The following is an 18,493-nucleotide window of genomic DNA, read 5'->3' on the forward strand; positions in this document are numbered from 1 at the left end:
CACCATGCCTACCCCTAACCCTGCCGCGCTCGACTTTCTGCTGACCCGTCGGTCCCGCCCTGCAAAAACCCTGACGACCCCTGTGCCTGATCGCGACACGCTGATGCAGCTTTTGACGGCGGCATCGCGCACCCCAGATCATGGCATACTAGAGCCGTGGCGGTTCATCGTTATTGATCAAGCGGCCATGGCGCCACTATCCGCCCTTGCAAAGGAGCGGGGCGGCGCGCTGAACCTAGAGCCTGAGCAGATCGTCAAAGGCTGTGCACAGTTCGATCAGGGCAACCTTGCCGTCGCTGTCATCGAAGTGCAAAAAGAGTCCCCGAAAATTCCAACGCTGGAACAAACCTATAGCGTTGGCGCCGTTTGCTTGGCCTTGGTAAACGCAGCTCTTGCGGCTGGCTGGGGAGCGAACTGGTTAAGTGGCTGGGTCAGCCATGATAGAACCTTTATGGAAAAGGGCTTTGGCCTTGCCGCGCATGAACGTATCGCCGGCATCATTCACATCGGAACCGAGACAAGCACCCCGCCAGAACGACCACGCCCGAACGTTGAGGGGATAACATCATGGCTCTGAGTACGATTTTTTCGGCGTTCGGCCTCGCCTTGGGGCAATTGGGCGATCCCCGTTTTCGCAAGGTTCTTCTGTTGGGCATCGGTCTTACCCTTGCTCTGCTGATCGGGGCGGCCGCGGGTTTCGTCTGGCTCATTGATTGGCTTGCTGGCGAGAGCGTCTGGTTGCCAGTCCTCGGCGAAGTGAAGTGGTTGGATGATCTGTTCAGCTGGGGCGCGGGGGCGCTGCTGTTGATCTTGTCAATCTTCCTGATGATCCCTGTGGCATCGGCCATCACCTCGATGTTTCTGGATGATGTCGCAGATGCTGTTGAGGCCGTTCATTATCCACATCTTTCGCAAAAGCCCCGGACACCGTTGTGGGAAGCCTTTCGCGATACCGTGAATTTTCTGGGTGTCATCGTGGCGGTGAACATCCTCGCCCTGATCCTATACGCCGCCTTTGCCCCCATCGCGCTGTTTATCTTTTGGGCCGTAAACGGCCTTTTATTGGGGCGAGAGTATTACACCCTCGCCGCGATGCGCCGCGTGGGAAGGAAGCGCGCAAAAGAGCTGCGCCGCAAGAACTTTCTCACCATTTGGGCGGCTGGTACGTTGATGGCGATGCCACTTTCCGTACCAATCCTGAACCTATTGGTACCGATCCTAGGTGCCGCTACGTTCACTCATCTATTTCAGATGCTTCCGCAGGGGCGCCCCGCCCCACCCAGTTTTCCAGATCATCCACGCTGATCACGCCAGACAGGATGATCGCCACAAATGCCCCCCAAATTGCGAATGCAATCACGGTGCACCACAGCGCTTTCTTTCCTAGATGGTGATGTTCCGGAGCCCCCGCATGGGTCCCCGGCACAACGTCATCCAGATCGCCTTGGGTTTGGATCCTGATTGGCAGGATGATGAGGAACAGCATAAACCAAACAATGGCGAATAATACGATGGCTGAGACGGGTCCCATTCCTTAGACCTGCTCTAGTTCGACAAGCGCGCCGTTGAAGTCTTTCGGGTGAAGGAAGATCACCGGCTTGCCATGTGCGCCGATCTTTGGCTCTCCGTTCCCCAGAACACGCGCGCCTGTTTCTTTCAGGTGGTCGCGCGCTGCAATGATGTCATCAACCTCGTAGCAGATGTGGTGAATCCCACCTGCAGGGTTTTTATCAAGAAACCCTTGGATGGGAGAGTTTTCACCCAGAGGATATAGCAATTCAATCTTGGTATTTGGCAACTCGATGAAAATAACCGTCACGCCGTGATCGGGTTCATCCTGCGCTGGTCCGACATTGGCGCCCAGCGCGTTGCGGTACTGGTCTGCTGCAGCTTCTAGGTCAGGTACCGCAATGGCCACATGGTTAAGACGTCCGATCATTATATTCTCCTCAGCGAATAGATTTCGCGCGTTTATGCGGTGCAAAAGAGATGGGCGCAATGCGACGTGTTAACTGTCTCTTAGTCATGGACCGATAACCATAAGAAAACTTTTAATGGAATCGGAGAGCATGATGGATACCAACGACCCGTTCGCAACCAACTATCCAGCACCCACTGCATCACGCCCATTATTGGGCCTTACAGTCCTTGTTGTCGAAGATAGCCGATACGCCTGCGAGGCGATGCGCCTTTTATGCCTGCGATCGGGTGCACGCATTCGTCGTGCCGATTGCATCCGTTCAGCGCGACGGCATCTGCAGGTCTATCGCCCTTCGGTTGTTGTGGTCGATATGGGGCTTCCTGATGGAAACGGCGCTGATCTGATCGCCGAGTTATCACAAGCGGAAATTGACAAAAGCGTGGTCATTGCCACCTCTGGCGACACATCGCTAGAGCCTGAAGCAATTGCCGCTGGTGCCCAAAGCTTTCTGGCGAAACCCATCACTTCTCTCGCCGCATTTCAAGAGCTTGTCCTTTCTGCTCTTCCCGCAGATCGGCAACCACCTGGATTGCGTGTGATTATTGACGAACAGGTGGCGCCAGACGAGATCGCCTATCACGACGACATCAATTATGCGGCCGACTTGTTGGACAACTCCCCCAATGGTCCTGCCCTTGATTACATCGCGCAATTTCTGCAAGGCGTTGCCCGATCCGTGGATGACGACAGGATGGAAACCGCGGCAAGGGCATTAGCGATCAAGCGCGCAAGGGGTGAAACTGCGACATCGGAAACCGCGCAGATTGCTGGCCTGATACAGCGGCGACTAGCTGCGAAAATAGCGATCTAACCGATCAAAGAAACGCGGGGTCTTCTGCCACGCGCACCAGACGGGTCATATCGCCCAAGCTTTCTTTTTGCCTGTTGTCAGCGTCGAAATTCGATGGAGAAAGCCATGCGGCATAGGCCTCTTTCAATGCAGGCCATTCTGCATCAATCGCCGCAAACCACGCGGTATCTCGGTTTCGCCCCTTCACGACACCAGCCTGACGAAACACGCCTTCGTAACTAAAACCAAGGCGCTGAGCAGCCCGCCGCGACCCAAGGTTGAGCGCATTGCATTTCCACTCATAGCGGCGGTATCCGGACTCAAAGGCCCATGCCATCATGAGATACATCGCCTCGGTCGCCGCGCGGGTCCGCTGCAAGGCTGGGCTGAAATTAATGTGTCCTACTTCGATTGAACCTGCTTCTGGTGAAATACGCAAATAGCTGGCAACGCCTTCCCAGCTTCCGGTTTCCAGATTTTTAATGGCGTAAAACCACGGGTCATCCAGCGCTTCCTGATCCCGCACCCACCGGTGATATTGGGATGCGGATGAAAACGGACCATAAGGTAAATAATCCCAAACATGGTCCTGCCCCACATAGGCTCTGTGCAGCAGCGCTGCGTGCGCTTCGGCGCTGAGCGGTTCAAGGTATGCGTACGCCCCAACCAGCGGAGCAGTCTGCGGGCGCGGCGGTTCGGACCAGTTGGCAACAGGAGCGCCTAGTGACGCATCTAGAGGGGTATTTCTATTCATGTGAAAAGGTTAAACTGCAAAACTATCTAGGCCAAGCTTTGAATATCCCGAAAGGATGATTCAAATGCTTGATAGATGGATCGCCCAGACACCCATTCGTGCCTTATTTCGCCTTTATTGAGAAAGGCAGGTGAATTCACGACGAGGGACAATATGAAACACACGATCCTGAACTATTTCAAAGATACAGACGGCGCGGTTACTGTCGACTGGGTTGTTCTAACCGCTGCCGTTGTAGGGCTGGGGTATATGGCCGCAGTAAACGTCGCGACTGGCACAACAGACATGGGTGATAATCTAGAGACGTTTCTAACGACGGAACGGCCTTTTATCCAAAATGAATAAACCGTTCCAATCCAAATGAAAAAGCGCCGCAATCTCTTGCGACGCTTTTTGCCTTAGTCCTGAGGGATGACCCGCAGCCCCAATTCCATCAACTGATCCGGCATCGGATCGTTTGGGGCATTCATCATCAGATCCTCGGCGCGCTGGTTCATCGGGAAAAGGATCACTTCGCGGATGTTGCTCTCTTCTGCCAGCAACATCACGATGCGGTCGATCCCTGCTGCGCAACCACCGTGTGGAGGGGCACCATATTGGAATGCGTTAACCATACCGCCGAAACGCTTGCGCACTTCTTCTTCGCCGTATCCCGCGATTTCAAAGGCTTTGAACATGATTTCCGGACGGTGGTTCCGGATCGCGCCGGATACCAGCTCATACCCGTTACAGGCCAAATCGTATTGATAGCCCAACACTTCCAGCGGATCACCTTCCAACGCTTCCATACCGCCCTGTGGCATTGAGAACGGGTTGTGCTCGAAATCAACTTTGCCGGTTTCTTCGTCTTTTTCATAGATTGGGAAATCGACGATCCATGCAAAGGCAAAGCGGTCCATGTCCGTCAGGCCCAGCTCTTCACCAATCACGTTACGGGCACGGCCTGCGACGCTTTCGAATGCTTTGGGTTTACCGCCCAAGAAGAACGCGGCATCGCCCACGCCAAGGCCAAGCTGCTGGCGGATCGCTTCGGTACGTTCTGGGCCGATGTTTTTGGCCAGCGGCCCTGCGGCCTCCATACCTTCGCCTTGGTCGCGCCAGAAGATATAGCCCATACCTGGCAGACCTTCTTTCTGGGCAAAGGCGTTCATACGGTCACAGAATTTGCGGCTACCGCCTTTTGGCGCGGGGATCGCGCGGATTTCAGTGCCTTCCTGCTCCAGCAGTTTTGCAAAGATGGCAAATCCTGATCCGGCAAAGTGTTCTGACACAACCTGCATCTTGATCGGGTTGCGCAGGTCGGGTTTATCCGACCCATACCATAGTGCCGCGTCTTTGTAGGAAATCTGTGGCCAGTCCTGATCCACCGATTTACCGCCGCCGAACTCTTCGAAAATGCCGGTTAGAACAGGCTGGATCGTGTCGAATACATCCTGCTGCTCAACAAAAGACATCTCAAGGTCGAGCTGGTAGAAATCCGTTGGCGAACGGTCAGCGCGCGGATCTTCGTCGCGGAAACACGGCGCGATCTGAAAGTATTTATCAAAGCCGGAAACCATCAACAGCTGTTTGAACTGCTGAGGCGCCTGCGGCAGGGCATAGAATTTGCCCGGGTGCAAACGGGACGGCACCAAAAAGTCGCGCGCGCCTTCTGGCGAAGATGCTGTGATGATCGGCGTTTGGAATTCTTTGAACTCCTGATCCCACATACGTTTACGGATCGAGCTAACAACGTCTGAGCGCAGCACCATATTGCGCTGCATCTTTTCACGGCGCAGATCGAGGTAGCGATAGCGCAAGCGGGTTTCCTCTGGGTATTCCTGCTCACCAAAGACTTGCAAAGGCAGGTCACCGTTCACACGGCCCAGCACTTCGATGTCGCGCACGAATACTTCGATCTCGCCAGTTGGGATTTTGGAGTTCACCAAATCCGCCGCACGCGCCTTAACTTCACCGTCGATGCGGATACACCATTCGGAACGAACCTTTTCAACCTCGGCAAATGCTGCGGAATCAGGATCACAGATCAGCTGCGTCATACCAAAGTGGTCGCGCAAATCGATGAACAAAACCCCGCCGTGGTCGCGTACACGATGCACCCAACCGGAAAGGCGAATATTATCGCCTACGTTTGTCGCATTTAGATCGGCGCAGGTTTGGCTTCGGTAGGCGTGCATGTCGGTCCCTCTTTTGTTGGGCAAAAGCGTCGTGGCAAAGGCCACGCGCAAAACGGATATATCGCGGGCAGCTACACCGCGCACAGACCACGAAGTCAAGAGTACCGCCCGATAATCCAGCCGAAACATGGGGCAAATGGCATGAATGAGCCGCCAACCTCGTATTCTGGCCCGCCGTTTGGCTGCTCTTTCAATCTTGGCACGTGAATGCCAGAACAAGGCATGTCAAAGAAAACCCTGAACGAAGCCAATCTGAGCGCCCTTGGCGCGGAACGTCTTGCCCAATTGTTGATCGAGGTCAGCACGGGCAGCGCCGAGATCAAACGCCGCCTGCGGCTGGAGCTGAGCCATAATTTGGGTGCCACGGAATTGGCACATGACGTTCGCAAACGGCTCACCTCGATCCAGCGATCAAAAAGCCGCGTGAGCTGGCGAAAACGCAAGGCTTTGGTCAAAGACCTGAGTACGCAAGCCGAAATGATAACCGACAAAATCGCGCTAGAGGCCCCGACCGAGGCATTCGATCTTCTTTGGCAATTCACGCAAATGGCCCCTTCGGTGTTTGATCGCGTCGATGATAGCCGCGGTGAGGTACAGGCCGTATTTTCGCAGGCTTTCGAACAGTTTGGTGAGATAGCAGACCGTGCAATTCTAAATCCGACAGATTTAGCCACCCGCACGTGGGATGCCCTGCGCGACAATAGCTGTGGAGAGTTCGACGGAATCATCCCGCTGCTTGCCCCCTCAATGGGCGATGAAGGATTGGCACATCTGAAAGAGCTAATCGCGGAATACAAAGAAACCCCTCTTGAAACGAACGATGATGACCATGCTGCGTTACAATTCCTAAGGGATCTGCGCAGCACAGGTGGCGATTTTGCGGCTGAACAAAAAAACGCGTTGATCAGAGATTGCTTGCAAGAGATCGCAATCGCCCAAGGCGATACAGACGCATATATCGATCAATACTCCCAGGAGGATCTGGCGGACCCTGCCGTCGCCGCAGAGGTTGCGCTTTTGTTGCTCGAAAACGATCAGCCCGAAAAGGCATTTGATTTACTGATGGATGCTGATCCGCAGGATGCTGGCGTTCAACCGGAATGGGATGCCGCCTATATTGCTTGCCTGTTGTACCTTGGCAGGGTTGATGACGCGCAAACCCACCGTTGGGATTGCTTTAGGCGCACGCTTGCACCCGATTACTTGCGCGATCACCTGAAACTTTTGCCTGACTTTGATGACATCGAAGCAGAGGACACGGCAAAGGCTTTGGCCATGGAGTTTGGCGATCTCACGACCGCTTTGCTCTTTTTCACCCAATGGCCGGATTTATCCAAAGGCGCCCAATTGATCGAAACCCGCACCGCTGAGATTGACGGCCAACTGGATCACATCCTTGGCCCTATCGCGGAAACGCTACAGGTTCGCTATCCGATGGCCGCTGTCCTGCTGTGGCGCCGTATGATTGATTATGCTCTGTGGGAAGGGCGCACGCAGCATTATGCCCAGATGGCTGGGTATTTGATGGACTGCGCGGCGGTTGATGGCGAGATTGAGGATTACGGAAAATACCCGACTCACCTGAGCTATCTAGAAAACTTGCGCCAAACCTATCCGCACAAGGCTTCTTTTTGGGCGAAACTGCCATAACAATGCCGCGTAACTCGCCTGATCAGCCGTAGAATTTGAAAACTGATCCTATATTGTCCGAAATTCGCAGGCGCATTGTCGCATTCAGTGCAGTATACCACGGTATACTATCGACGTAGCGCCGTTGTTGGTCTAAGAAGCGGCAACGTTACTGTTAAGGAGATTTCCATGTCCGATATCATCTACACCAAAGTTGACGAAGCCCCCGAGCTGGCCTCGGCTTCCTTCCTGCCTATCATTCAGAAATTCGCCGCTGCTGCTGGCGTATCTGTAGGGACAAAAGACATTAGCCTCGCGGGTCGCATTTTGTCGACCTTCCCAGAGCATTTGAAAGAAGATCAGCGCCAATCCGACGATCTGGCCGAACTGGGCCGTCTGGTAAAGACAGCCGATGCAAACGTGATCAAGCTGCCTAACATCTCGGCTTCGGTTCCTCAGTTGGTTGCGGCGATTAAAGAATTGCAAGGCCAAGGCTTTGCCCTGCCCGACTATCCAGAAGCACCTGAAACGGATGAAGACAAAGCAATCCGCGCAAAATACGACACCCTGAAAGGGTCTGCCGTGAACCCTGTTCTGCGCGAAGGCAACTCGGACCGTCGCGCGGCCAAAGCCGTCAAAAGCTTTGCCCAAAACAACCCGCACCGCATGGGCGATTGGACGGCTGACAGCAAAACTGAAGTCTCCTCAATGTCTGGTGGTGATTTCTTCTCCAACGAAACATCGGCAACCTTGGCGAATGAAGCGACCGCAAAGATCGTTTTGACAACAGACGCAGGTGAAACCGTCCTGAAAGAGGGCATCACCTATCCCGCCGGTACCGTTGTCGACGCAACCTTCATGAGCGCAGCTGCACTTCAGTCCTTTCTGAAAGGCGAAATCGACAAAACCAAAGCCGACGGCACGTTGTTCTCGCTGCACATGAAAGCCACCATGATGAAGGTCTCTGACCCGATCATCTTTGGCCATGCGGTAAAAGCGTTTCTAGCGCCCGTATTCGAAAAGCACGGCGATGCGATGGCTGATCTGGGTGTGAACCCGAACTCGGGCCTTGGTGATCTGTTGGCCCGTGTTGAGGGTAACGCAGCAATCATGGCCGATATTGATGCCTGCATGGCGTCACGCCCGCCGATGTATATGGTTGATTCCGACAAAGGCATCACAAACCTGCATGTTCCGTCTGACGTGATCATCGACGCCTCTATGCCCGCGCTGATCCGCGCTGGCGGTAAAGGTTGGGGCCCAGATGGCAAAGAATCCGACACCAACTGTGTGATCCCAGATAACTCTTACGCGCCAGTTTACGATGAGTCGGTGAAGTTCTTTAAGGAGAACGGCAAGCTGAACCCAGCCACCGCAGGCACGGTTCAAAACATCGGCCTGATGGCGCAAAAGGCCGAGGAATACGGCTCTCACCCAACCACATTCGAGATGCCAGCAGCCGGCACGGTCAAGATGATCCTTGATGACGGCACTGTTCTGCACGAGCACACAGTTGAGGCAGGTGACATCTGGCGCTCCGCTTCGGCGCGCAAAGCACCTATCGAAGACTGGGTGAACCTAGCAATCTCGCGCCAAAAGGCCGAAGGCTGCAGCGCGATCTTCTGGCTCGATGCCAACCGCGCCCACGATGCCGAGCTGATCGAATATGTAAAACCGATCCTCGAAGCCAAAGGCGTTGCGGATAAATTCCAGATCATGGCCCCACGCGAAGCCACCCGCGCCTCGCTGGAAATCATCACCAAAGGTGAAAACACAATCGCGATCACAGGCAACGTTCTGCGCGACTATCTGACCGACCTTTTCCCGATCCTCGAATTGGCGACTTCGGCAAAAATGCTGTCGATCGTTAAACTGATGAACGGCGGCGGTTTGTTTGAAACGGGCGCTGGTGGTTCTGCACCAAAGCACGTTCAGCAGTTGCAGGAAGAAAACCACCTACGTTGGGACAGCTTGGGTGAATTCTGCGCATTGGGTGAAAGCCTGACGTTCCTTGCCGATGCAAAGAACAACGAAAAAGCCCGCGTTTTGGGCCAAGCCGTTGATGCAGCGACCCAAGGTATTCTGGACAACAGCCGCTCGCCTTCGCGCAAAGTAGGCGAGCCTGATAACCGTGACAGCCACTATTGGTTCGCACGTTACTGGGCCGAAGCACTGGCCGCACAGTCAACCGATGCTGACATGGCCGCACATTTTGCGCCAATCGCAAAAGCGCTAGCTGAAAATGAAGCCGCGATCGTTTCCGAGCTGGCAGCAGCACAGGGTAGCGCAGCTGATCTGGGTGGGTATTTCCACACCTCGGCTGATAAAACCGCAGCTGTGATGCGTCCTTCGGCAACGTTGAACGGCATCATCGGATAATCAAACAGACCGTGAAAGGGCCGCGCTCTGCTAAGGCAGGCGCGGCCCTTTTTTTTGCGCGGCTGCCCCCTTATGCGGGGCTAGGTGACGTTTCCAATCACCCCAATAGTTCGTGCACCCGCTCACTGAGACTGGTCAGAACAAAGGGTTTTTGGAGGAATTCATAGTTGAAATCCAGCCTGTCCGATTTCAACGTTTCGTCGCCATAACCCGTCATCAAAATAATCGGAACCTCCATCCCCAGCTCTTTTGAATGGAGAGCGACCTGTGCACCATTTCCATCCGGCAGCACCAAATCAAGGATCAGAATATCATAAGTTACTCTTTGAGCATTCAACAGCAGCAGCCCCTGCTCTACGCTGGCCGCTGTATGGATTTCAAAATTCTCTCTACCAAAATATGACTGGATCAGGTTGGAAAGCTCTGCGTTATCCTCAAGCAAAAATATTTTCCTTGGGGCATCCAACGTATATTGAACCGTACTGTCCTGTTCGACTTCTCGCCGATCGATAGAAATATCCTGCGCTGGGAAAATCAGATCAATACAAGCCCCCCCCCGATTGCTCAGCTCGACCCAACCGTCAGATTGGCGGGCAAAACCATCGACCGAGGAAAGCCCTAACCCAGTGCCCATCTTTCCTTCGGAATAAAACGGCTGCAAAGCTTCTTTCAGGCCCTCTTGGGAAAACCCAGGCCCCTCATCGCAAATCCGGAACCGAAAACACTTGTCCTGACGCTCAGACAGCTCAAGGGTTATTTTGCCCGTTCCCCCCATCGCGGCCGCAGCATTTTTGACCACATTTATCAATGAGCTGACCAAATATGCTTTGTCCAAGTTAATTGACGGATCCGCCAATATCTTTGTTTCCAGTTGGACATTGGGATAGCTGGAGTTCACGAATGTTTTCACCTCCGGAATAACAGCCGATGGTTGAAACCGCTCTGGGACCAAATCCTGCCTTCTACTATAACTCACGAGTTTTCGGTTCAGATGCACCGCATTTTGGCACGAACGCTGCGCTGCATTCAAAAACTGAAGCGTTTTGCCGCTGATCGCTGGCTCAAGGCGAACCATTTCCAAAGTGTTCTGGATGACGGCAAGAAAGTTATTCGTATCATGCGCAATTGTCCCCGAGATCTTGCCTAACATCTCTAGCTTTCGTTTTTGTTCTAACGCGGCGACATCCCGAAGGATTTCGGTAAAGTCCTGCCCCACAAAAACGCTTTGGCTGTTGTCTTCGCCTTCAATGATCGACCATTCAAAACTACGGCCATCTTGATAGCGATACAGATAGGTTGAATTCGGGCTCTGCGGCAGCGAGATCAGGTCAAACTCTGGGTGGAGGGGCCTGTGCAATTCCTCATGTAACGCGTTTATGTCATCGAGTGAGCGAAACAAAAGGCGGCGTTGCTGCGCTTGAAAAAACGCACAAGCCGCTGGATTGGCCATAACAACTAGCCCATTTTTGATAACCAAAACCGGGTTTGAAAAGTTTTCAAGGATAGACGCCGCCAAATCCAAAGCTTTGTCGCGGTCACTTTCCAATCTGTGGCGCATCTTTAATTCGGATCGAAGCCTGAGGTGCTGGGAAATAACGTTAAGGTATGGCTGTGCCTCGTTTCTCAGGGCAACAAAATCTTCTGGAAGCTCGACAACCAAATACTCTTCTACACCTGTCGACAATTGACCCGACGCAATGACATTTTCATCCCCAGCAGCTGAGGCAGCGGCAAAGCTATGGGCCTTATGAAATACAACGCCCTTTAGCTCTGGGTATCTGGCTGCAAGCTGGTTGAGCTGTTCAATCCCATTTGCTGGGGTGCTTTGGTCTGATGTCAGCACGTTCGTAAATGAGATCAACCCGTGCCTGAGCTCTTCCATTCGCTCATGGCGTTCTAAGGTCCGGTTTAAATAGCTAAAGCTCGGCCTGAAAGCCGTGAAATAGGTAACCATCGCCGCCAGCGTGAGAAGGGCAGCGCTAAAACTAAGAAAAAAACTCTCGGTTCGGACAAGACCGTCTAACGCATCCCTGATTGTCGCCGAGACATTTGAAAACCGCTTGGACCAAGGGCGTCTTTGAATGAATGCCGCCTCGATCGGACGTAAATGAATGATATTCGTAAGGCCCTGCCTCACGGTGTTATCTTCGATCAATTGCAGGATACTTTCGAGCGATTCCATCTCGCTCTCAACCAATGAAAACTGTTCGATCGTCAGGTCTTTGTTGAAAAAGATAGTTGCGGCCCAGCCGACGGTCTCAAACTCTCGTTGTGCTTCGCGTTCTGCCGCGTAAATTTCACTGATGAGCCCCCGCCCCTCTAGGCTGATCGCATCCACAGTTGATTTTGCTTTGCTCACATCCAAAGTGAATAACAAAGATAGCTTTTTACTCAGCTCTTCAAAGTTTTGGGTTTGGGTTTGGTGAATCCGATCCAGAGACAATGTGGTGCTCAGGGCACTGGTTAAACCAAACGCAATGCTACCCAAGGAAAGCATAACTGCGGCGCCAACCGCAAAGAAAAACCGGATGACACGTTGCCGGTATTCGACAATCTCGGATGGAGTTTGAAAGCCCAAGCGTTGTTTGTGGTCGGCCTCTGTATCGTTCGTTTTCTTAATCACGCCCTAACCTCACAAGGAAAAGATCGGTTGCCTCTTGGGTTGTCAGCTTTTGGTTTCTCCAAATTTCAAACAATACAGCTTGGATTATTGCCGTACTGCCGTGGTCTCTCGACCCTGGATCTGAAAACCTTTGCTCTGGCGCCTGCTCCCACCTTTCCAAAGAAACCCGTGAGCATGGATTTAACCCATCAGGATCGATGCCTTTAACGACGGATATCCCGCCTTTCTTTTGGAGGTATTGATATTGCACATCCTGCCGCAAAATAACTTCTAGCATTTCGCCATATTGCCGGTGCCAATCAGGTAAACTGGTTTCGAAAGCAACAAAGATATCGACGCCAAAAAAGGGAGAATCCAACCCCGGCAGAGCAGAGCAGCGATATTGGCTTAGGTCGCCCACCCCATGGGTACTGATTTCTGACCAAGCATAATCCCCGATTATTGTAATCGCGGCGTCGCCCTCAATCACCATGCGCACAGCATCGTCCCATTCGCGGCCATCCCCATCTGGCCCCGTTAGGTTACGCAGTTTTACGAAATGGCCCATTGTCTCGTGGATCGGTGCCCGAATAGATGTTTCCGCCGCTTTACCAGAATAGAGTTCTTCCATGAGGTCACGCTGGCCAACAGAAACCGTGAGACTGTCAAAGAGATTGTTAATAACCCACGGTTTTGCGCTCCCCGCATAGGGAAGAATGGATGCCGCCCGAAGTTTCGCAACAAGCCCATCAAATTCGGCCCACGTTTCAGGGAGATCATACACCCCGACCTTGGCGAGAAGGTCCATGTTGTAGATCATGGAGTTTTGTAGATGGATACCAACAGGGATGGCATAGATCGAACCATCCACGGTTATCTGCTCGATAACCTCTGGGTGGATCTCATTTCGTAATACGTCACGATCAGAAAACTGAGGGCTTAGGAAAATTGTATCCTCACCTACCAGCTGTTCTAGGTTTTCACCCCCTAGCCATTGTGAGATTTCGGGCGGATAGCCTAGTCCGATCCTTTTTGAAACATTTTGCCTCAGAACATTGTATTCTTCGCTTTCTACAATATTCACCTGTAGGTTCAGGCTGCCCATGCTCTCAACCAGACTACTAAGCGCGCCTCTTTCCCCCTCTGTTTTCCAATATGTATGAAGTTCGATTTCCATGGGCGGGCTTCGCTCTTCAGCGGATACCCCCCCAGCGATCAGGCAACAGGCAACCGTAACGAAAAACCTCATCATCAGTCCTTTGTTCCTTTTGCCAATGCGCCTCATCAAATTCGAAGCCCAGAAATCTGGCCCTCCTTTTCCGAGCGAAAATGTTGGCGCGTTAATCTGGAGAGGCTCTTTGCTCGTGCCGGCGTTCCCTTGGCGAAAGACCAAATTCCCGTTTGAAACTGGTAGAAAAATAGGAGGCCGATCCAAAGCCGCACAGCCGTGCGATCTCTTTCAGCGTATAATCCTCACCCAATAAAATATCTGCTGTTCGTGTTCGAAACCGACGAAGGATGGTTGAAAAACTCTCGTTTGTCACACTCGAAAGCGTCCGTTGAAACCGTCGGCGGCTAAAGCCCATCCCTTTTGAAACGGACCCCACATTCACTTTTGGATCTGCGCAGTGTAACTGAAGCTGCTCCAAGAGCTTTTGCAAAAACTCTCGTTCCTTCGCTTTAAACTCTTTCCCATCACAGCCAATGAGAAACAATTTCTTGTCTTCTATTGCCGCGATCTGCGGCTCTTCAACAATGCCTCGAAGAGATAAAATGTTCTGCAGCTTGTTTTGGATTTTTTGGCAAAATTCAGGTAAGTTAAAAGGCTTGGTTACAAAATCCTCAGCTCTGTGTCGGAGGCTTTTTTGTCTTGCATGATTAACGTCCAGACCCGTCATAAAGATGATGGAAGGATTCCGTTCTATATCGTTATTGATAATTTCGGCTATTTCGTAACCTTGGCCATCGTCCAGATTCACATCCAAAATCAGAATATCAAAATCGACCTCCTCCAATTTTTGAAGAGCCGCACTGACGCTATGAGCCGTTCGGACAATACAAATTTCGGATAAAGCGATAGACATCATCATCGCAAAATCCTCGTGGTCGTCTACGATAAGAACCTTTCCTTGGCGTTCCATTTCCTACCTTTGCAATGCCGTTGGCCTGAAATCTTATCTTAGAACTCCCGCCAGACTAATTGGCATTACTTTTCGCTAAAGTGTTCGTTTCCAAGCTTCTGGCACGAATTTTAAAGTTTCCAACTCGCTTTTCCAAGCAAAACTCAATTTCTTGCACCGTCTGATTGACGTTTCTCACCAAATTGACCGCATTATGACCCGCACAAAGGGCTGACAGCGGTCTTGGATTTCTGGATCAAAAAAAACGAATGCCCCGCAGCGTAAACTGCGGGGCATTCGTTTTTATTGGTTGCGGGAGTAGGATTTGAACCTACGACCTTCAGGTTATGAGCCTGACGAGCTACCGGGCTGCTCCATCCCGCGCCAATACGGCTGAGATAGGGTATTCCTTGGGGGACAGCAAGGGCAAATACTATGAAAAGTGCGAAAAATAAAATTCCCTAAAATCTTGATGAAAAGGGGTAACCCAAAAGGAATGTGAATGTTTTTCAATCAATTAGAAGGAAGCACGTTTAACAGGGATGAGCGCCTGCCTCAGCAGCACTGATCTGGCGACCACGCTAAGCAAGGCGACAGGCCCCACCGCTGGCGGAAAAGACGCGTATCAACGGGTCTTGCCCAGCGGATCCAGCTCATCGCGCAGCCAATCTCCGAGCAGGTTCAAACCTAGCACCGTCAGCATAATCGCGATCCCTGGGAAAACCGTAATCCACCATGCCGTTTGAATATAGCTGCGGCCCTCAGACAACATCCCGCCCCAGCTGGGTGTTTGCGGATCTGCTCCAAGGCCAAGGAAGGTTAAACTGCTTTCTAGCAAGATGTTGTTGGCCACGTTCAGCGTTAGCAAGATGATCAGAGGCCCCATCGCATTGGGCAGAATGTGGCTGAAAATGATCTTCCAGTTGGGCAGGCCGTAACTGACCGCCGCTTGCACAAATTCGCGCTCACGCAAGCTCAGCACCGATCCGCGAACAAGGCGCGCATATTGCACCCATTGCGAGACGATCATGAGGATGATGATCCTGTCGATACCCGGCCCAACGATCGCGATGACCGTGATGGCAAGCAGGATAAACGGCAGTGCCAGCTGCACGTCAGCAAAACGCATGACGAAACTGTCGAGGAAGCCACGGTAGTAACCTGCATAGAGCCCGATCACCGTGCCAAGCACCACGGACCCGAGGGCGGACAGAAGGCCAACCGTCAACGAGATGCGTCCACCATGGACGATGCGCGCAAGGATATCGCGGCCCAGTGGATCAGTGCCAAGCGGGTTTGCCCAACCTTGGAACGGTTCCGACAGCCTCGCGAGGAGGTTCACCTCTGAACCGCCGCCGGGAAAGAGAACCGAAGAGAATACGACCAGCAATGTCAGGACGCAGGTTAATGTCGCTCCGGCAACAAATTCGAACTTTGCGAAACGGCTTTTGCGAAAGCGCTGAAAACGTGAAGCGGTGGGGTTTTGTGTCATTTCAGTCATATCAAGCTACCCGAATGCGAGGATCAATCAGGCCATAGACGAGGTCCACAGCAAGGTTCACGGCGACAATCATGATCGCCAAAAGAGACACGGTTGCCTGTAAAAGAGGATAGTCGCGCTGTGCGATGGCCTCGATCGACAGGGTGCCCATACCGGGCCAGTTAAAGACCAGTTCGACCACCACAAGCCCACCGATCAGATTGCCGAATTGCAACCCAAGGAACGTAACGATGGCGATGGCGGCGTTACGCAGAGCGTGTTTATAGATTACAGACCATTCGCTAAGCCCCTTGGCACGGGCCACCATCACATATTGCGCGGAAAGGGTTTCAAGCATCTGCGTCCGCACCAAACGTACATTGGTTGCAGTCAGAATTATGCCAATCGTCAACGCTGGCAGGATCAGCGCCGACCATGTTTCAAACCCTGACGCAGGCAGAATGGGAAAGGTGATCGACAAGAGCAGCACAAACATAATGCCCAGCCAGAAATTCGGAAAAGAAAGCCCCACAAGCGACAGCACGCGGATGATCTGATCTGAGAGGCCTCCCTTGTGCAGTGCCGCGTGGACACCAAGCGGGATCGAAATAAGGATCGAGACACCCATAGATGCCACCGCCAAAACAAGGGTCGACGGAAGGGCGATGCTGATCAGGTCTGCGATCGAACCGCGGAAAAACGAATTACCAAGATCAAAGGTGATCAGGCTTTTGAGAAAATCGAGATACTGCGCGTAAAACGGTTGGTTGAGACCCAATGCCTCGCGAATACGGATCAGATCCTCTTCTGTGACGCTGCTGGATTCAGCGGTCATCATCACGGCCGGATCACCGGTTAACCGTACGGCGAAGGCAACAAAGAGCGTCACGGCCAATGTCACAAGAACAGCCTGCAAAACACGTTGCAGAATAAAGCGGAAGACTGGCATGCGGGACCTCATTTGTGACCGGCGCATCACGCCGGTGCGGTTGGAAATTCCAGCCCCCGCTGTATTGCGGGGGCTGGACGGGATTTAGTCGAGTGTTACGCTCATGTAGCGCGCACGGTCATCGGGTGCCGGATCGAACCCTTCAACGCGGGTGTTCACGCCATAGATTGTCGAAGTGTTATAGAGAGGCAGGTCAAGAGCCTGCTCGCGCGCATAGCGCGCAACTTCCTGCAGGGCAGCTTCGCGTACATCACGGTCATAGGTAAGACGCTGCGCATCAAGAAGCTCGTCCAGTTTGGCGTCTTCCACATAGGGGTTATAGCGCTCGCCCGAGTGGTACAGCAGGTAGGCCGTGTTATCGAAATCAAAGGTCCAACCGCCCCAGCCGTAATAGAAGATCTCGCCGGTTTTTCCGTTCTCGATGATATCGTTAAAGTAAACGCCGCGCTCATGGGTGCGGATATTCACGTTCAGACCGACCTGACCAAGGAAGGCGGAAATAACCTGAGCCACTTCGCGGAAGGTTTCGTCGTTGTTGGGCATGTCGAGGGTGATCTCTGTGCCTGGCTCAACGCCAGCCTCCGCCAAAAGCGCCTTTGCGGCTTCGGGATCAAAGGGATAAGCTTCAAGTGCTGGGTCATTGCCAAAGGATTTGGCCCCCTGCGCGCTAGAAATCGGGCTAGCCAAGCCGCCTAGCAGTGCTTTTACGATGGTTTCACGGTCAACCGCCATGGAGATCGCCTGCCGTACACGTGGATCAGCTGTAATGCCGCTCGCGGTGTTGAAGCGGGTCAAAACGACAGTCGGCCCATCGACAGCAACCAGATCAACATCAGCGTTGTTCTGAATGGTTTCCACCGATGGTGTCGGGATGTTCAGGGCGATATCAACGCCACCAGACAACAGCTCGGCCATGCGCGTCGCATCTTCTGAGATAAAGCGGATGTTCACCGCGTCAACCTGCGCTTCGCCGTTCCAATAATTGTCCGACTTCGCAAGCGTCACGCCGACGGTTGGGGTGTATTCAACAACGCTAAAGGGGCCAGTGCCGACTGGCTTCATGTCGAAAGCTTCTTCGCCGACTTCTTGGATATATTTCGGAGGAACGATCATGGCGCCATAACCGGCCAGCTTGGTGATCAGTACCGGATCAGGGCGTTCCATCATGAAATCGACAGTGAACTCATCCACCACCACAACTTCGCTGATAGATGTGTAATTGCTGCGCTGTGGCCCTTTTTCGCCTTCTTCGCCCAGCAAGCGGTCAAAGGTGTATTTCACCGCCTCGGCGTTAAAGGGCTCGCCGTTATGAAATTCAACGCCCTCCCGCAGGGTAAAGCGGATGCGGGTTTCATCGTCGAGGAATTCCCAGCCTGTCGCCAGCCCAGGCTGCAGCTCAAGGTCTTCGCCACGCAAAACAAGCCCGTCAAAAACGTTGCTACCGATCGAGCCCCAAGACAGGCGGAACGTGTCAATCGGGTCAAGGTTTTGGGGATCCTGACGCTGGGCAACGTTTAGGGTCGTATCTTGGGCAAAGGCAGGCGCCGCAAGCGCAAAACACGTCGCCAGCAGCGCTGAACGCATGGCACCTTTCGCTATCGTTTTTGGGCGAATTTTCATTTCATATCTCCT

Annotated in this window: 16 protein-coding genes and 1 tRNA gene; 6 read left to right on the forward strand and 11 right to left on the reverse strand. The window is 52.9% G+C overall.

The features are described from left to right. Positions 1-4: 4 nt before the first annotated feature. Together Z948_RS0105165 and Z948_RS0105170 are read left to right on the forward strand one after the other, a co-directional pair. Positions 5-577 carry a nitroreductase family protein gene (locus tag Z948_RS0105165; protein WP_025058506.1) on the forward strand — a complete coding sequence of 191 codons (573 nt, stop codon included), beginning with the start codon at positions 5-7 and terminating at the stop codon, positions 575-577. Next, positions 568-1,305, forward strand: a complete 738-nt coding sequence (locus Z948_RS0105170) for an EI24 domain-containing protein (RefSeq protein ID WP_025058507.1) — start codon at positions 568-570, stop codon at positions 1,303-1,305. The genes Z948_RS0105165 and Z948_RS0105170 overlap by 10 nt, the downstream gene beginning before the upstream one ends. Here the strand turns inward: Z948_RS0105170 and Z948_RS18705 are convergent. Together Z948_RS18705 and mce are read right to left on the reverse strand one after the other, a co-directional pair. Beyond that, the gene (locus Z948_RS18705; RefSeq protein ID WP_037952109.1) at positions 1,235-1,531 is read right to left on the reverse strand and encodes a DUF1467 family protein; all 297 of its coding nucleotides are present in this window, start codon (positions 1,529-1,531) and stop codon (positions 1,235-1,237) included. The genes Z948_RS0105170 and Z948_RS18705 overlap by 71 nt on opposite strands. A gap of 3 nt (positions 1,532-1,534) precedes the next feature. Then, entirely contained in the window at positions 1,535-1,939 is a 405-nt protein-coding gene (mce, locus tag Z948_RS0105180) for a methylmalonyl-CoA epimerase (protein WP_025058508.1), read from the reverse strand. A 133-nt stretch (positions 1,940-2,072) separates the two neighbouring features. Here mce and Z948_RS0105185 point away from each other — a divergent pair, with 133 nt between their 5' ends. Continuing rightward, positions 2,073-2,792: a response regulator gene (locus Z948_RS0105185; protein ID WP_025058509.1), complete on the forward strand. Its 720-nt coding sequence runs from the start codon at positions 2,073-2,075 to the stop codon at positions 2,790-2,792. A gap of 4 nt (positions 2,793-2,796) precedes the next feature. Here the strand turns inward: Z948_RS0105185 and Z948_RS0105190 are convergent, their stop codons facing one another. Continuing rightward, a complete protein-coding gene (locus tag Z948_RS0105190; protein WP_025058510.1) occupies positions 2,797-3,525 on the reverse strand; it encodes a GNAT family N-acetyltransferase in 729 nt (242 codons plus the stop codon). Between the two features lie 153 nt (positions 3,526-3,678). Between Z948_RS0105190 and Z948_RS0105195 the strand changes: the two genes are divergently transcribed. Beyond that, positions 3,679-3,870, forward strand: coding sequence for a hypothetical protein (locus Z948_RS0105195; protein WP_025058511.1), 192 nt, complete (start codon positions 3,679-3,681; stop codon positions 3,868-3,870). Positions 3,871-3,923: 53 nt separating this feature from the next. Here the strand turns inward: Z948_RS0105195 and aspS are convergent, their stop codons facing one another. Beyond that, entirely contained in the window at positions 3,924-5,702 is a 1,779-nt protein-coding gene (aspS, locus tag Z948_RS0105200; RefSeq protein WP_025058512.1) for an aspartate--tRNA ligase, read from the reverse strand. 222 nt (positions 5,703-5,924) lie between these two features. On the opposite strand from aspS, the gene Z948_RS0105205 reads away from it, so the two are divergent. Both Z948_RS0105205 and Z948_RS0105210 read left to right on the forward strand, forming a co-directional pair. Then, on the forward strand, positions 5,925-7,352 hold the full coding sequence (locus Z948_RS0105205) for a DUF6880 family protein (protein ID WP_025058513.1): 1,428 nt from the start codon (positions 5,925-5,927) through the stop codon (positions 7,350-7,352). A 168-nt stretch (positions 7,353-7,520) separates the two neighbouring features. Continuing rightward, positions 7,521-9,710 carry an NADP-dependent isocitrate dehydrogenase gene (locus tag Z948_RS0105210; protein WP_025058514.1) on the forward strand — a complete coding sequence of 730 codons (2,190 nt, stop codon included), beginning with the start codon at positions 7,521-7,523 and terminating at the stop codon, positions 9,708-9,710. 97 nt (positions 9,711-9,807) lie between these two features. Here Z948_RS0105210 and Z948_RS0105215 read toward each other — a convergent pair whose 3' ends face one another. The 7 genes from Z948_RS0105215 to Z948_RS0105245 form a co-directional block, all read right to left on the reverse strand. Then, positions 9,808-12,333: a response regulator gene (locus Z948_RS0105215; RefSeq protein ID WP_025058515.1), complete on the reverse strand. Its 2,526-nt coding sequence runs from the start codon at positions 12,331-12,333 to the stop codon at positions 9,808-9,810. Next, complete coding sequence (locus tag Z948_RS0105220; protein ID WP_025058516.1) at positions 12,326-13,561, reverse strand: ABC transporter substrate-binding protein; 1,236 nt, start codon at positions 13,559-13,561, stop codon at positions 12,326-12,328. The genes Z948_RS0105215 and Z948_RS0105220 overlap by 8 nt, the downstream gene beginning before the upstream one ends. 91 nt (positions 13,562-13,652) lie before the next feature. Next, complete coding sequence (locus Z948_RS0105225) at positions 13,653-14,453, reverse strand: response regulator transcription factor (protein WP_025058517.1); 801 nt, start codon at positions 14,451-14,453, stop codon at positions 13,653-13,655. A gap of 286 nt (positions 14,454-14,739) precedes the next feature. Next, positions 14,740-14,816 (reverse strand) — tRNA-Met (locus tag Z948_RS0105230). 241 nt (positions 14,817-15,057) lie between these two features. Further along, positions 15,058-15,933, reverse strand: a complete 876-nt coding sequence (locus Z948_RS0105235) for an ABC transporter permease (RefSeq protein ID WP_025058518.1) — start codon at positions 15,931-15,933, stop codon at positions 15,058-15,060. A gap of 1 nt (position 15,934) precedes the next feature. Next, on the reverse strand, positions 15,935-16,861 hold the full coding sequence (locus Z948_RS0105240) for an ABC transporter permease (RefSeq protein ID WP_025058519.1): 927 nt from the start codon (positions 16,859-16,861) through the stop codon (positions 15,935-15,937). An 84-nt stretch (positions 16,862-16,945) separates the two neighbouring features. Further along, the gene (locus Z948_RS0105245) at positions 16,946-18,481 is read right to left on the reverse strand and encodes an ABC transporter substrate-binding protein (protein WP_025058520.1); all 1,536 of its coding nucleotides are present in this window, start codon (positions 18,479-18,481) and stop codon (positions 16,946-16,948) included. Positions 18,482-18,493: the final 12 nt, after the last annotated feature.

It is taken from the genome of Sulfitobacter donghicola DSW-25 = KCTC 12864 = JCM 14565 (assembly GCF_000622405.1).
In the GTDB taxonomy this organism is placed as follows: Bacteria; Pseudomonadota; Alphaproteobacteria; order Rhodobacterales; family Rhodobacteraceae; genus Sulfitobacter; species Sulfitobacter donghicola.

Excerpts from the sequence above, each read along its gene's own strand:
- Z948_RS0105165 (WP_025058506.1), top strand. The coding sequence starts at position 5 with ATGCCTACCCCTAACCCTGCCGCGCTCGACTTTCTGCTGACCCGTCGG.
- Z948_RS0105170 (WP_025058507.1), top strand. The coding sequence starts at position 568 with ATGGCTCTGAGTACGATTTTTTCGGCGTTCGGCCTCGCCTTGGGGCAA.
- Z948_RS18705 (WP_037952109.1), bottom strand. The coding sequence starts at position 1,531 with ATGGGACCCGTCTCAGCCATCGTATTATTCGCCATTGTTTGGTTTATG.
- mce (WP_025058508.1), bottom strand. The coding sequence starts at position 1,939 with ATGATCGGACGTCTTAACCATGTGGCCATTGCGGTACCTGACCTAGAA.
- Z948_RS0105185 (WP_025058509.1), top strand. The coding sequence starts at position 2,073 with ATGGATACCAACGACCCGTTCGCAACCAACTATCCAGCACCCACTGCA.
- Z948_RS0105190 (WP_025058510.1), bottom strand. The coding sequence starts at position 3,525 with ATGAATAGAAATACCCCTCTAGATGCGTCACTAGGCGCTCCTGTTGCC.
- Z948_RS0105195 (WP_025058511.1), top strand. The coding sequence starts at position 3,679 with ATGAAACACACGATCCTGAACTATTTCAAAGATACAGACGGCGCGGTT.
- aspS (WP_025058512.1), bottom strand. The coding sequence starts at position 5,702 with ATGCACGCCTACCGAAGCCAAACCTGCGCCGATCTAAATGCGACAAAC.
- Z948_RS0105205 (WP_025058513.1), top strand. The coding sequence starts at position 5,925 with ATGTCAAAGAAAACCCTGAACGAAGCCAATCTGAGCGCCCTTGGCGCG.
- Z948_RS0105210 (WP_025058514.1), top strand. The coding sequence starts at position 7,521 with ATGTCCGATATCATCTACACCAAAGTTGACGAAGCCCCCGAGCTGGCC.
- Z948_RS0105220 (WP_025058516.1), bottom strand. The coding sequence starts at position 13,561 with ATGAGGTTTTTCGTTACGGTTGCCTGTTGCCTGATCGCTGGGGGGGTA.
- Z948_RS0105225 (WP_025058517.1), bottom strand. The coding sequence starts at position 14,453 with ATGGAACGCCAAGGAAAGGTTCTTATCGTAGACGACCACGAGGATTTT.
- Z948_RS0105235 (WP_025058518.1), bottom strand. The coding sequence starts at position 15,933 with ATGACTGAAATGACACAAAACCCCACCGCTTCACGTTTTCAGCGCTTT.
- Z948_RS0105240 (WP_025058519.1), bottom strand. The coding sequence starts at position 16,861 with ATGCCAGTCTTCCGCTTTATTCTGCAACGTGTTTTGCAGGCTGTTCTT.
- Z948_RS0105245 (WP_025058520.1), bottom strand. The coding sequence starts at position 18,481 with ATGAAAATTCGCCCAAAAACGATAGCGAAAGGTGCCATGCGTTCAGCG.